The organism is Prosthecobacter sp. (assembly GCF_046154365.1).
GTDB lineage: Bacteria > Verrucomicrobiota > Verrucomicrobiia > Verrucomicrobiales > Verrucomicrobiaceae > Prosthecobacter.
In genome coordinates this window covers 57,841-72,237 of the sequence record NZ_JBJXFV010000021.1, presented here as the reverse complement: position 1 = coordinate 72,237, position 14,397 = coordinate 57,841, and the positions used below count along the sequence as shown (strand labels likewise).

Sequence of the window (14,397 nt, the reverse complement as noted above, 5' to 3'; positions counted from 1 at the left end):
TTTTCACAAGCTCATCTGACGACATTTTCTATGGGTAACTTTTTTCCGCGTTGGAGCAACTGGCTGCCGCTCAAGGTAGCCATTGCCGTCGTGTTCATTGCCTTCGGCGTGAGTGTCGGCATCGCCTACTACTTCACTCCGAAATACACCCGCGTAGGCTACGAGCCGACGCAGCCGGTGCCGTTTTCGCACAAGATTCATGCCGGTCAGCTCGGCCTCGACTGCCGTTACTGCCACAGCTTCGGCGAAGTCTCCAGTCACTCGAACGTCCCAACGAATCAGACCTGCTTCAACTGCCACGGCCCAGGCAAAGGCAACATCCGTAGCAATTCTCCCAAGCTGGAGATGGTCATCAAGGCCAACGAAACCGGCAAATCCATCCCATGGGTAAAGGTCCACAAGGCCCCAGACTACGTGTACTTCAATCACAGCGCCCACTTAAACCGCGGTATCTCCTGCGTGGCCTGCCATGGTCGCATTGATGAAATGGAAGTCGTCCGCCACGATCAGCCGCAGTCCATGGGCTGGTGTCTCGACTGCCACCGCAATCCTGAAAAAAACCTCCGCCCGCTCGATTACGTCACGAAACTCGCCTTCAAGCCTTCCGACCTGAAGCGTGGTGAGTTCTACAAGGGTTTGCTCGACAAGAAGATCCCAGCTGGTGAAATCGCCGCCGCCATCGCCGAAGGCAGCAAAGCGGATGACCTTGAAAAGCTTCTCACGCTCGCTGAAAAAACTTACGGCAAGGAAGTGACCCAGGCAGAAGTGGGCACCCAGCTCAAAAAGCACTGGCAGATTCAGCCGCCGGAATCCTGCACCGCCTGCCACCGCTAAACCCCTCGCCATTTTTCCTGACACATGAAACAGATTTGGAAGCATCCCGAGGAGCCGCAGAACGCCAAGCGCTACTGGCGCAGTGTCGCCGAGTTGGATCGTCGTGAAGATTTTCTCAAGAACCTGGGTCGCGAGTTCCCTGCTGGCGACACGCTGAACGAAGAAGAGCGCGAGAATGGCCGCCGTGAATTTTTGAAGATCATGGGCGCCAGCGTGGGCATGATGGGTCTGGCAAGCTGCCGCCGTCCGCTCATCAACATCCTGCCCTACACCCAGCACGTCGAGTGGATGGTGCCGGGCAAGGCGCTCCTCTACGCCACCACGATGCCGCGCAGCGGTGGTGCCACGCCGCTCGTCGTCACCACGCACGAAGGCCGTCCAACTCACCTCGCTGGTAATCCGCTCCATCCCTTGGGTGGCGGTATCGACGCCTTTGCACAGGCGTCCATTCTTGATCTTTATGATCCTGAGCGCTCGCAGCAGCCCCTCGGCGCTGGCAAAGAACTCAGCTGGGCCAAGGCGAACGAGTTGATCGCCGCCGCAGTTGCTGAGGCGAAAAAAACCTCCGGTGCCAGCCTTGGCGTCGTTCTTAGCGCCTCGTCCTCCCCGACGTATCTCCGCCTCCTCGGCGAACTGAAGGCCACCTACCCGCAGGTGAAGCTGTTCCAATACGAAGCTGTTGGCGGCGAAGGCCGGGCTGCGGCAAACAAGGAAATTCTGGGTGCTGGCGTGAAGCCCTTCGTGAAGCTCGGCTCCGCGATGCGCATTCTCTCACTGGATTGCGATTTCCTCGGTGTCGATCCGGTTTCGGGCGAACCGATTTCCGCGTTCACCAAGCATCGTGCCAAGGAAGCCAAGACGGCGGACATGAACCGCCTCTATGTGCTCGAAAACCGTTACACGCTCACCGGCGGCATGGCGGATCATCGCAAGCCGCTCGCGGCCAGCCTGATCCCAGTTGCAGCAGCTCTCATCGCTTCGGAACTCGGAGATGCCTCCGCCAAAGCGCTCGCTGACACAGCGCCTGCCAGCCTCAAGGAGTGGATCGCTCCGGCGGTTCGCGATTTGATCGACAACAAGGGCAAATCTCTCGTCCTCGCTGGTTCCCGCTACGGTGCGGAAGTCCACGCGCTCGTCGCCTCGATCAACAACGCCCTCGGTGCCTTTGGTTCGACGATTGAACTGCTGCAAGAAGCTCCTGCTCCTGAAATGGGCGGCTTTGCCGAGCTTCAAGCCGCTGTTGCTGGTGGTCAGGTCAAGACGCTCGTCTCGTTGACGACGGCGGATTTGTTTTATGACGCGCCTGATGCTGCGGCACTCGTAGAACTCGTCAAGAAGGTGAACATCATTCACGTCGGTGCGCTCAAGAACGCCACGGCTCGTCAGGCGGCGCTGCACATTCCGGTCGCTCACTACCTGGAGGCCTGGGCCGATGCCCGTGCTGCCGACGGCACCTATTCGATCGTTCAGCCGATGATTGCGCCGTTGTATGACAGTGCCAGCCGCACGGAAGTCCTGCTCGCACTGCTGGGCCGCAAAAAACTGGGTCCTGCCGAGGCTGCGGCTCCAGCCGCACCTGCTGAAGATGTCGCTTACGTCGCTGTGCGCGACACCTTCGCCGCTGTGGCCGGTGGTCTCGACGAAGCGAAGTGGAACTTCACTTTGCGTGACGGCTTCCTCAAAGGTTCCGCCTACGCCAAGGCCAGCGCGGCTCCGAATGTCGCTGCTGTGGCCGGAATCGTCGCCAAGGCTACGCCTGCAGCCGCGCCGACGGATGATTCGCTCGAAGTCGTGCTCGTGCCTGACGCCAGCGTCTTCGATGGTCGCTACATTAACAACGCGTGGCTTCAAGAAGCGCCCGATCCAGTGACGAAGCTCACTTGGGACAATGCCGCATGGATCGGTTCGGTCACGTTCCGTCGTCTGGGTCTCAAAGAAGGCCAGAACATCAAAATTTCCGTCGGTGGCACCGAGATTGTCATCCCGGCCATCGAAGCTCCCGGCCACGTTTCCAATTCCATCACGCTGCCTCTTGGTTACGGCCAGAAGGGCGTCGGCGTTGTCGGCGCTGATCGCGGTGTGAATGCTTATGCGTTGCGCAAGCAGCCCGGCACGTTCGTCTTGAGCGGTGCGAAGGTCGAAGTGCTCGCCACCATTGCTGAACTGGCCCTCACGCAGGATCAGAACACAATGGAAGGCCGTGCGCTCTATCGCGAAGGCACGCTGGACACTTTCAACAAGGACACGGCCTTCGCGCAGAAGACCGGCATGGACGGGCACATCCCGGAAAACATCTCCCTCTACAAAGGCCAGGTCGGGGTGCGCTCCGAGGAGAATCCGGACGGTTTCGACTACGAGAAGCATCACCAGTGGGGCATGACGATCGATCTCAGCAAGTGCATCGGTTGCACGGCTTGCATCGTCGCCTGTCAGAGCGAGAACAACATTCCCGTCGTGGGCAAAGATCAGGTCCGCAAAGGCCGCGTGATGCAGTGGATCCGCATGGACCGCTACTTCGCCGTGCCGAAGTGGGGCAAGAACGAAGTGGCCCAGGAAAGCACGTATGCCGTCGATAATCCGACGCCCGAGCAGCTTGAGAACGCCGAAATGGTGCATCAGCCGCTCGCCTGCCAACAGTGCGAATCCGCTCCCTGCGAAACCGTCTGCCCCGTGAACGCCACCGTCCACACCGACGACGGCCTCAACGCGATGGCCTACAATCGCTGCATCGGCACGCGCTACTGCGCCAACAACTGCCCTTACACCGCCCGTCGCTTCAACTGGTTCGACTACAACAAGCGCAATCCGCTGATCGACACCACCGTGCTCGGCATGAAGGTCGGCAATCTTTACGCTGGTCCGCTCGGCGAGAAAAAGGAAGACGAAAGTCTCCGCCTCCAGCGCAACCCGAACGTCACCGTCCGTATGCGAGGTGTCATCGAGAAGTGTACGTATTGCGTGCAGCGCATCGAATCCGCCAAAATCCTGCAGAAGCAGGTGCAGCGCGACTCGAAGAACTTCCGCGTGCCGACCGACACGGTCAAAACCGCCTGTCAGCAGTCCTGCCCGGCCGACGCCATCGTCTTTGGTGACTTGGCCGACAAAAACTCCGCCGTCGTCAAATCGAAGGCATCGCCGCGTGATTACCAGTTGCTCAAATACATCGGCACACGCCCGCGCACGAGCTACCTCGCCCGTCTGCGCAATCCGAACAAGAACATGCCCGGCGCGGAAAACATCGCCGTTTGGAGCAACAACCAATTCTAAACCGGACACATGGACGCCTCAGCCTCAAACACCCCGCGAATCCTGGACCGCGAACCGCTGGTTCTGAACAACCGTTCCTATTCGTGGATCACGAACCGCATCTGCGGCGTCGTGGAAAACAAACAGCCCGCCCTCTGGTGGCTGCTGTTCATTCCGTCGGTGCTGCTGACCGGCCTCATGGTGTTCTGCTTCGCCTACCTTATTTCCACCGGCGTCGGTGTCTGGGGTCAGAAACAGCCGGTCGCCTGGGCCTGGGACATCACCAATTTCGTGTTCTGGATCGGTATCGGTCACGCCGGCACGCTCATTTCCGCGATTTTGTTCCTCACGCGTCAGAAGTGGCGTACGTCCGTCAATCGTGCCGCTGAGGCCATGACGATCTTCGCAGTGATGTGCGCCGGCCTGTTCCCGGCCTTCCACGTTGGTCGTGTGTGGATGGTGTGGTTCCTTGCACCGATCCCGAACGCCAACGCCATCTGGCAGAACTTCAAATCGCCGCTGCTGTGGGATGTGTTCGCCGTTTCGACGTATTTCTCCGTCTCGCTCGTGTTCTGGTTCCTCGGTCTCGTGCCTGACCTTGCCACGCTGCGTGACCGTTGCCGTCCTGGCCTGAAAAAATTCCTCTACGGCCTGTTCGCCCTCGGCTGGCGCGGTGGTAACCGCCATTGGAGCCACTACGAGACCGCCTACATGCTGTTGGCCGCTCTCTCGACACCGCTGGTGCTGTCCGTGCATTCCGTCGTGTCCTTCGACTTCGCCACCTCCGTCGTTCCCGGCTGGCACACCACGATCTTCCCGCCCTACTTCGTCGCCGGTGCCATTTTCGGTGGTTTCGCGATGGTGCTGACGCTGATGATCCCCTGCCGTCGTATTTACGGTCTGGACGATCTCATCACGCCGAAGCATATCGACAACATGGCGAAGATCATCCTGCTTACAGGCACGATCGTCGGTTACGCCTACTGCATGGAGCTGTTCATGGCCTACTACAGCGCCAATCCGTATGAAGGCGCTGCTTTCACGCTGCGTGGCCTGACCGGTCCGTCCACCTGGGCCTATTACTTCATGTTCAGCTTCAACGTCTTCTCGCCGCAGTTGTTCTGGTTCCGCTGGTGCCGTCACAACATGTGGGTCGTGATGTTCGTCTGCATGTGTGTCAACGCCGGCATGTGGTTCGAGCGCTACGTCATCATCGCCACCACGCTGGAACGTCATATGACGCCGGGTTCCTGGCGCGTCTATGAGGCCACCTGGGTCGATAAGTACACCTTCCTTGGCACCTTCGGTTTCTTCATGATGCTGTTCCTGCTGTTTCTGCGCTTCCTGCCCGTCATCGCCATCGGCGAAGTGAAGGGCGTCCTGCCGCAGTCGAATCCGCACCGTGACGACCACGCCGAGCCCGGCATCCAGGAGGAAGATCTCATGGACTACTCCGACCGTCACGTCCCCAAACCCGTCGCCGCCTGATCGGATTTCAAATCTCAAATTTCAAATTTCAAATTCACCATCGTGAGCACCACCCTCAAACGAGTACACGGATACCTCGCTGAATTCGACAGCGTCAAGGAGCTGTACCATGCCGCTGAGCATGTGCGCGACGCTGGTTATCAGCGCTGGGATGTGCATTCCCCGTTCGCGATTCACGGCATGGATGCCGCCATGGGCAATTCGCGCTCGAAGCTGCCCATCCTCGTGTTCTGCGGCGGCATCACCGGCACCACCATCGCTTTCACGCTGCAAACGATCACACAGACGAACTTCTGGAGCCACATCGGCCTCGGCTTCCTGCAAAAGATCGTCGAAACCTATCCCACCGTCGTGCAGGGCAAGCCTACCGACATCTGGACACTGCCTGCGTTCTTCCCGGTGATGTTCGAGTTGACGATTCTGTTCAGCGCCTTCACCACGCTGTTTGGTCTGCTCGCCCTGATCGGCCTGCCACGCTGGAACCACCCGCTGTTCACTTCCAAGCAGTTCGCCAAATTCTCCGACGATGGCTTCTTCGTCTGCATCGAAGCCCGTGACCCGAAATTCTCCCAGGAAGGCACCAAGGCCCTGCTCGAAAAGGCCGGTGGCAAGAACATCGAACTCGTGGAGGACGAAATCTAAGCCGCGCTTACCTCACGCACCATGAAGTACTTCTTTCTCAGCTATCTCTTTGTCGCCGCGATCCTTGTGAGCGCGTTCGGCTTCCGTGGCAGCAAATCTGAGCTGCCGCCGCTCGAAATCCTGCCGGACATGGACCAGCAGGCGAAAATCAAATACCAGGCTTCGAGCGATTTCTTCGCCGACGGCCGCGGTGCGCGACTGCGCGTCAAGAACACCGTGCCGATGGGCTTTGAAATCCCCGCCAAGCCTGCTGCCGATGGTGCCAAGCCTGCCCGCGTGGCTTTCACCAACGGCAACAGCTACTACGACACCGGCAAGATGGGCGATTTCTACGGCGACGGCCTGCCCACCGAGATCACCGGCGATGCGACGGTCTTCAACGACCTCTTCATCAAACGCGGTGAACAGCGCTACGGCATCCATTGCGCGATCTGCCACGGAGCTTCCGGCAACGGCAAGGGTGTCACTTCCAAATACGGCATCCTTACCGCTTTTAACTTTCAGCAGCCGGGCAACACCGACCCTGCCAATGCCGCCGCGTTCCGCGCAGATGGTGCCATCTTTGATGTCATCACCAACGGCAAAGGTTTGATGGGCGGCTACGGCGGCAACATCACCTTGCGCGACCGCTGGGCCATCGTGGCCTACATCCGCTCCTTGCAACTCGCCGCCAAAGAGTCCGGCGCCACCCTCCAGTAACGGCACGATCACGCGAACACAGGCATGAGTCACCACGTCACCTTCAACGATCTGCCCCAGGGCGGAGAAAAATTCGAGCCGGCCAAGGGCGCGAAGCTCATCGGCGCATTGGGCCTGTTTGGCCTGCTGGGCCTCATCGCCTCCGCATTCTTCTTCTTCAAGAACACGGACACCTTCGCCTACTCCTGGCTGTTCGCGATCTTCTTCACCTTCACCTTCGTGGTGGGCGGCTGCTTCTGGATTTTGCTCCACAGCGCGTCCAATTCGAGCTGGGGCGTCGCCGTGCGACGCATCTGGGAAAATCTGGCGAACATGATTCTCGCGCTGGCCATTCTCGCCACGCCGCTGCTCTGCCCTTCCGTGCAAAAGCCGCTTTATGAGTGGATGGGCCATCACCGCACTGCGGCTGAGCATGCTCATCACGACCACACCACCGTCAAAGAGGCGTTGCATCACGCTTCTGAGGCCAATCCGCATCTGCATGTGCTCGTGGGCAAGTTTGGTTACCTGAACATCAGCAATCACTTCTATCCGCCCTTTAGCTGGCAGGTGCGCTTCGTGCTCTATTTCCTCATCCTCTGGTACATCGCCCGCACGCTGCGTGGCAAGTCGCTCAAGCAGGAGCAGGATGGCGACATCAAGCACACCATCTCCGCGCGTGCGTTTTCCTGCCGCTGGCTGCTGTTCTATGCGCTGACGGTTACTTTCGCTGCGGTCGATTGGCTGATGTCGCTCGACTACAACTGGTTTTCCACGATGTGGGGCGTGTACATCTTCGCTGGCTGCGCCTGGGCTTCGATGGCGCTTTCGATTCTCGTCGTCACCTGGCTGCGCAGCCTCGGCTACTTGAAGAAGGTGGTCACCGACGAGCACTACCATCTCATGGGCAAGCTGCTGTTCGCCTTCACCGTGTTCTGGGCTTACATCGCCTTCAGCCAGTATTTCCTGATTTGGTACGCCAACATCACCGAAGAAACCCGCTTCTACCTCACGCGTAACACCGAAGCATGGCGTGAGATCTCGATCTTCCTCGTCGCCGGGCATTTCGTTGTTCCCTTCCTGTTCCTGCTCTCCCAGCAGCGCAAAAAGAACCCGGTCGTCATCAGCATCGGTTGTATCTGGATCATCTTCATGCACCTCGTGGACATTTACTGGAACGTCATCCCCGAGCGTGGTCCCTCGCTTGGCATTGGTGTGTGGGTTCCGGGCGCCTGGGTGCAGGATCTCGCCGCCTTGTGCGCCGTGTTCGGCACGATGGGCTTCCTTTACCTGCGTGGTCTTGCCAAATACAGCCTGTATCCATGGCGTGACCCGCGCCTCATCGAATCCGTGAACGTCGTCAACTGATCCCCCGATTTTTCCATGTCGCAGTCTGATCCATCCCCCAAAGCCGGAGCCACCTTTCTGTGGGTGCTCGGAGCCTTCGCTGGCTTCGCCGTGCTGTTCATTCTCATCCAGGCCATGAGCGCCTCGAAGCTGGGCTTTGACCCACGCGAAGATGAACGCACCGCCAACACCGCCGAAATCGTCAAGGCGCAGACTGAAAACCTCGCGAAGATCGGTTTCAGCGACGCGGCCAAGAAGAAAGCCGTGTTTGAAAAGTCACTCACCGCTCTTGCTGCCAAACAGCCCGCTGTCAGCACGCAAGTCGTTCCTGGCTCACCGACACAGCTCAAACAGGCCGCCGCTGCGATGCCTGCCGCCGCCGCTCCCGCTTCCACCGCCCCTGCTGCTCCCGCAGCACCTGCACCGGCCCCTGCCGCACCCGCTCCGCCCAAGTAAGTCATGCAGACCACTCCTTCCACTCCTGACACGGACCTTCAGGCCGACAACCTTCGCCGCGCGGCGATCGACAAGTCGGTGAAAGTTCCCGTGCTGTTCTTGTTCACCAACGGGGCCTTCTGGCTCATGCTCTCCACGATCCTCGGCGTTCTCTCCGCGATCAAGATGGTGGAGCCCGAATTCCTCGGCAATTACGAATACATCAGCTATGGCCGCCTGCAGCCCGCGCACATCAACGCGCTCGTCTATGGCTGGGGCGTGCAGGCTGCTCTCGGCGTCATGCTATGGATCATGGCACGTCGTTCCGGCCAGGAACTGAAGTCTGGCAAGAGCCTGCTGCTTGTTGCCGCGATCTTTTGGAACATCACCATTACCTTTGGCATTCTCGCCATCGTGATGGGCAAGAGCACCTCCATCGAGTGGCTGGAGATGCCCAAGTTCGTCTGGCCCGTGCTGCTGGGCTGCTTCCTGTGCTATGCGTGGCCGATTGTGCGCATGTTTGGCCGCGCTTTCCGCCCCGAGGGCTTCATGGTCAGCACTTGGTACATTCTCGGTGCCTGTTTCTGGTTCCCATGGATCTTCATCACCGCCAACGTCGCGCTGCATTGCCTGCCAGGCCTCGGTGCGCTCGGTGCTGGCATTGATGCGTGGTACATCCACGGTGTGATCATGCTGTTCTTCGTTCCGGTCGGTGTTGGCGCTGCCTATTACTTCATTCCGAAGATCACCGGCCAGCCAATCGCCTCCGCACAGCTGGCTTCTGCTGGTTTCTGGACGCTCGCCATTCTTGGCGGCTGGACCGGCATGCAGAAATACATGGGCGGACCGCTGCCCGCTTGGATGACCTCCATTGGCGCTGCCACCGGCGTGCTGCTGCTCATCCCAGTCGGCCTTGTCGGCCTCAATCATCACCTCACCACGCTCGGCAAGCACAGCGCTGCCGCCACTAGCCCCACGCTGCGCTTCGTCTTCTTCGGTGCGCTGTTCTATCCCGTTTCGGGTGTGGTTCTCGCCTTGAACTCTGCGTTCTGGACCGGAGCCAGCCTCCAGTTCACGCAATCTTGGTATGCGTTCCAGATGGTCAGCGTGTACGGCTTCTTCAGCATGTGCGTGTTCGGCGCCATCTACTATATCGTGCCGCGCCTCTCCGGCTGTGAATGGCTCAGCGTGCGTCTGATTCGCAACCACTTCTGGTTCTCCGTCTATGGTGTCGGCACCATCGTCATCATGAGCCTCGTCGCCGGCTGGCAGCAGGGCGCGGACATGAACGATCCTGAACACTGGGACCAGACCTTCATGAATCACGTCGTCAACTCCCGCGCCTACGTCGTCTCGCGTGCGGTTGCCTGGGCGCTCATCAGCTTCTCGAACCTCATGTTCCTTATCCATCTCGTGCTCATGGTGCTTGGCCTTGGCCGCCGCAGTTCGGCGCCTACCCTGCTGCATCACGACCATGATGAAACCGCCCTTCCCCACGGAGCACACGCATGACGAACTTCCGCACCTTCATTCTTGGTCTCACCGCCGCCTTCGGGCTGCCTTGGCTGTGCCTCATCGTCCTGCCGGCGATGCAGTATCAGCAGCTCACGCCTGTCGCCTATGACAAGGACAAAGACGGCGTCGAGGGCATCTATCCTCCCGCACCCGTCAACGATCAGGGTAAACTCGTTTACGTCCGCGAAGGCTGCAATCAGTGCCACACGCAGATGATTCGCCCGCAGCAGCTCGGTCTCGACGGCTGGTACAAAGGCTGGGGCCAAGATCAGGAAGGCCGCCCTACGGCTCCCGTGCGTCCGAACGTGCTGCGTGACTACCTCAGCGAAAAATACGCCCTGCTCGGCGTGCAGCGTGTCGGTCCCGACCTTGCCAACTACGGCTGGCGTGCGCCGGCTGAAGCCGCGCTTTATCAGCACCTTTATTCTCCGCGTTCCGTGCATGACTGGAGCACGATGCCAGCCTACACGCATCTGTTCAGAGTGCAGAAGATTCAGGGGCCGGTTTCCACTGACGCCGTGAAGCTGCCGAAGAAGTTCGCCGTCGCGGCTGGTTTTGAAGTCGTCCCGACGCTTGAAGCGAAGCAGCTTGTTCAATACCTCCAGTCTCTGAAAAAGGATTATCCCATTCCCGGACAGTCAGCAGCCGTCGCCGCTGCTCCTGCCAAAAAGTAGCCCTCCGCATTGCCCATGAGCGCCTCCGCCCATCCCGACAGCACCGATCTTGATCGCCTCCACTCCGCCGTGAAGCGCGAGAAGGCCGATCTCGCTCCCGAAAGCCAGCCAGCGCCGTTGTGGGCGATGTTTCTGCTCATGTTCGTTGCCATCATCGCCGGCGGCCAGCTTGGCCCGATGACCGGCGGCTGGAGCTTCGATGTCAGCAATCCCTTCGCCGTCATCAGTGGCGGTGGCGACCCACGCCCAGGTGGTGGTGGTGCGGGTGATGCGCTTGATCCTTTCGCACTTGCGATGAAAAAAGGTGCCAGCGGCTATGCCGTCTGCGGTGGCTGTCATCAGGGCAACGGTGGCGGTCTTCCGGGCCAGTTTCCGCCTCTTGTTAAGTCTGAATATGTTCTCGGTGGTACCGAGCGCCTTATTCGCATCGTGCAGCACGGTCTGACCGGCCCGGTGACGGTCAACGGCCAGGGCTTCAACACCCCCGGCGGCATGCAGCCCTTCGGTGGCACGATGTCTTCTCAGGATCTCGCGAACGTGCTGACCTTTGTGCGTAATTCCTGGGGCAATGAAGCCACCATGATCACAAAAGAGATGGTGCAAAAGGTGCGCGACGAAGAAAAGCGTGCCTCACAGTGGACCATCACCGAACTCGAGCCTTTCGCCGAAAAGAATGTCCCCGGTGAAATCCCCGCCGGTCCTGGAGCCTCTGCGGCAGCCGCAGCAGCGCCCGCAGCCAAGTAATTCTGAACCCACAATGATCCGTGTAAAGCAAACCGTCTCCCGCCAGGCACCTTGGGTTGCCTTCGGAGCCGTCATGCTGATCGCGAACGTGAGTTGTGGCAAAGCTCCCGAGACTGTCGTCCTCACACCGGCAGTTCAAATCGCCGAAACGCCCAGCATCACCGGCAAAGTGACGCTCAAAGGCGCTGACGCTGCCAAACTGCGCAAGGTCGTCGATGTCGGTGGCAATCCCTTCTGCACCGGGCATGGCGACATCATTGATTCAACCTGGCGTGTCGCCGCTGATGGTGCTCTGGCCGATGCCGTGATCACCGTGCGCGGTAGCCAGCGTGCCAGCAACCTGCCAACGACGGCGCCGCTCATCGATCAAACGAACTGCGAGTTTGTGCCGCACACGATTGCGATCCAGCCCGGACAGAAAGTCCGTTTTCACAACAGCGACCTCACCTTCCACAACATCCGCATCGCCCGGCACGCAGGTGAAACACGCGAGAACATCGACAACCTCGGCCAGCCGTCGCGTGGCGATGAAAACACGAAGGTCTTCAATGTTGCCGGCATCTACCGCCTCGAATGCGATGTGCATCGCTGGATGAACGCCTGGGTGTTTGTCCACGCAGGCATTCACACCGCCGTTTCCGCCGCTGATGGCCGTTTCGTCATCAATCGTGCTCTCGCTGACGGCGATTACGTCGTCGAAGCCTGGCACCCGCAGTTTTCACAAAGCGTCTCCAAGACCGTCACCGTGCGTGACGGCAAAGCCACCGCCGATTTCGACTTCGATTTCGGGAATGCTTTTCAACTTTGAACCTGAAACTTTGAACCTCCCATGAGTGCCGCCGCCATCCCCCACGATCACGATCACGCGCATGACGCTGCGCACGATCATCACGAGCCGAGTTTTTTGCGGAAATACATCTGGTCCACCGACCACAAGATCATCGGCATCCAGTATGGCCTCAGCGGTCTGATTTTCCTGCTGTTCGGCTTCTTCCTCATGCTGCTCATGCGCTGGAGCATCGCCTATCCCGGCGTGCCAGTTCCGGCCGTGGAGGCGATTCGTGCGATTCCTGGCATCAGTTGGGTGTTTGAGGAAATGTTTGGCCGCTGGCTCAATGTGGACGGCTCACTCAATGGTGAACTCTACAATATGCTCGGTGCCATGCACGGCACGATCATGGTGTTCTTCGGCATCGTGCCACTTGGTTTCGCCGCTTTCGGCAACTTCGTCATGCCGCTCCAGATCGGCACCATCGACATGGCGTTCCCACGCCTGAACATGCTGAGCTACTGGTTCTTCTTCATCAGTTGCGTGATCATGGTGTACAGCTTCTTCGTCGGCACCGGCCCGGTGCAGACCGGCTGGACGATGTATTCGCCGCTGGCATCGACCGCCAACATCGGCGTGACCAATGTCTGGCAGCACGGCCACACCTGGTGGCTTACCGGCATGGTGTTCAACATCTCCGCCTCGCTTCTCGGCTCGGTCAACTTCATCGCCACGACCATCAATCTGCGCACCAAGGGCATGGGCTGGATGAAAATGCCCTTCTTCACCTGGGCAATGTTCGTGATCGGCTTCCTGCTCCTGCTGGCCTTCCCGCCGCTCGAAGTCGCCGCCATTTTGCAGCTCTCCGACCGCGTGTTCGGTTCCTCATTCTACCTGCCGACCGGTTTGATGGAAGGCGGCAAGCACCTCGACATCTCCGGTGGCGGCAATCCGCTGCTCTACCAGCATCTGTTCTGGTTCCTGGCGCATCCTGAAGTGTACGTGCTGATCCTGCCTGCCTTCGGCATTCTCACCGAAGTCATCCCGTGCAACACCCGCCGTCCGCTGTGGGGCTACAAGTCGATGGTCTATTCCGTGCTTACGCTCGGATTCCTGAGCTTCCTGGTCTGGGCGCATCATATGTACCTCACTGGCATGGGCACGATGATGTCCACCTACTTCCAGATCACCACCGTGCTCATCTCGGTGCCGTCAGTGATCTTGCTGACATGCTTGATGATCTCGCTGTGGGGTGGTTCCATCCGCTTCAACACGCAGATGCTCTTCGCCTGTGCCTTCCTGCCCATGTTCGGCATCGGTGGTCTCACCGGTCTGCCGCTTGCGTTCACCTTCATCGACCTCGCGTTGCACGATACCTATTACGTGATCGGCCACTTCCACTACGTCGTCGCCCCCGGCACCATCTTTGGCCTCTTTGCCGGCATCTATCACTGGTTCCCGAAGGTCACGGGCCGTTTCATGAACGACCGGCTCGGCAAATGGCACTTCTGGCCTTCGCTCATCGGCATGAACCTCGTCTTCGCGCCGATGCTTGTGCAGGGCATGGCCGGCTTCCACCGCCGCTGGTATGACGGCGGCAAATACTTCGAGAACACCGCCAGCTTCACTCACTGGACAACCACACTGACGCACAAGATCGGCGCCTTCCTCGGTTTCGACATCCCGGACAACATGCTTTCGCTCAATGTGGTCATGTCCATCGGCGCGTTCATCCTCGCCCTCGGTCAGGTGCCCTTCATCATCAACTTCTGGTTCAGCATCAAGGGCGGCAAGAAGATCGAAAGCGACAATCCCTGGGATGCCACCACACTGGAATGGGCCACGCCCACGCCGCCGCCGCATGGCAACTTCCTCTTTGACCCCGTCGCGCATCGTGGACCGTATGAATACAGCGTTCCTGGTCACAACACCGACTTCTACCCGCAGTGGGAATCCGAACCCGGCAAGCCCGTCCCCGTCCCGGCTGAAAAAGTGCTGGCCCACCACTAACCGCGAACTGAAAAC

The 14,397-nt window shown here is 59.4% G+C and carries 12 protein-coding genes; all 12 read left to right on the top strand.

Annotation, left to right across the window (positions count from 1 at the left end; all coding sequences use genetic code 11):
- Positions 1–30 precede the first annotated feature (30 nt).
- From ACKVY0_RS02825 to ACKVY0_RS02770, 12 genes are read left to right on the top strand one after another with little or no spacing between them, the layout of a single operon-like run.
- A complete protein-coding gene (locus tag ACKVY0_RS02825) occupies positions 31–834 on the top strand; it encodes a cytochrome c3 family protein (protein WP_409213273.1) in 804 nt (267 codons plus the stop codon).
- A 24-nt stretch (positions 835–858) separates the two neighbouring features.
- Positions 859–4,101, top strand: coding sequence for a TAT-variant-translocated molybdopterin oxidoreductase (locus tag ACKVY0_RS02820; protein ID WP_409213272.1), 3,243 nt, complete (start codon positions 859–861; stop codon positions 4,099–4,101).
- Between the two features lie 9 nt (positions 4,102–4,110).
- Positions 4,111–5,568, top strand: coding sequence for an NrfD/PsrC family molybdoenzyme membrane anchor subunit (gene nrfD, locus ACKVY0_RS02815; protein WP_409213271.1), 1,458 nt, complete (start codon positions 4,111–4,113; stop codon positions 5,566–5,568).
- Positions 5,569–5,610: 42 nt separating this feature from the next.
- Entirely contained in the window at positions 5,611–6,210 is a 600-nt protein-coding gene (locus ACKVY0_RS02810) for a DUF3341 domain-containing protein (protein WP_409213270.1), read from the top strand.
- Between the two features lie 21 nt (positions 6,211–6,231).
- Positions 6,232–6,909: a c-type cytochrome gene (locus ACKVY0_RS02805; protein ID WP_409213269.1), complete on the top strand. Its 678-nt coding sequence runs from the start codon at positions 6,232–6,234 to the stop codon at positions 6,907–6,909.
- Between the two features lie 24 nt (positions 6,910–6,933).
- The gene (locus tag ACKVY0_RS02800) at positions 6,934–8,256 is read left to right on the top strand and encodes a hypothetical protein (RefSeq protein WP_409213268.1); all 1,323 of its coding nucleotides are present in this window, start codon (positions 6,934–6,936) and stop codon (positions 8,254–8,256) included.
- Between the two features lie 15 nt (positions 8,257–8,271).
- The gene (locus tag ACKVY0_RS02795; protein WP_409213267.1) at positions 8,272–8,691 is read left to right on the top strand and encodes a hypothetical protein; all 420 of its coding nucleotides are present in this window, start codon (positions 8,272–8,274) and stop codon (positions 8,689–8,691) included.
- Between the two features lie 3 nt (positions 8,692–8,694).
- On the top strand, positions 8,695–10,182 hold the full coding sequence (locus ACKVY0_RS02790) for a cbb3-type cytochrome c oxidase subunit I (protein ID WP_409213266.1): 1,488 nt from the start codon (positions 8,695–8,697) through the stop codon (positions 10,180–10,182).
- Positions 10,179–10,859, top strand: a complete 681-nt coding sequence (locus tag ACKVY0_RS02785; RefSeq protein ID WP_409213265.1) for a cbb3-type cytochrome c oxidase subunit II — start codon at positions 10,179–10,181, stop codon at positions 10,857–10,859. The genes ACKVY0_RS02790 and ACKVY0_RS02785 overlap by 4 nt, the downstream gene beginning before the upstream one ends.
- 15 nt (positions 10,860–10,874) lie before the next feature.
- The gene (locus tag ACKVY0_RS02780; protein ID WP_409213264.1) at positions 10,875–11,603 is read left to right on the top strand and encodes a c-type cytochrome; all 729 of its coding nucleotides are present in this window, start codon (positions 10,875–10,877) and stop codon (positions 11,601–11,603) included.
- A 13-nt stretch (positions 11,604–11,616) separates the two neighbouring features.
- The gene (locus ACKVY0_RS02775) at positions 11,617–12,411 is read left to right on the top strand and encodes a carboxypeptidase regulatory-like domain-containing protein (RefSeq protein ID WP_409213263.1); all 795 of its coding nucleotides are present in this window, start codon (positions 11,617–11,619) and stop codon (positions 12,409–12,411) included.
- A 21-nt stretch (positions 12,412–12,432) separates the two neighbouring features.
- Complete coding sequence (locus tag ACKVY0_RS02770) at positions 12,433–14,382, top strand: cbb3-type cytochrome c oxidase subunit I (RefSeq protein ID WP_409213262.1); 1,950 nt, start codon at positions 12,433–12,435, stop codon at positions 14,380–14,382.
- Positions 14,383–14,397: the final 15 nt, after the last annotated feature.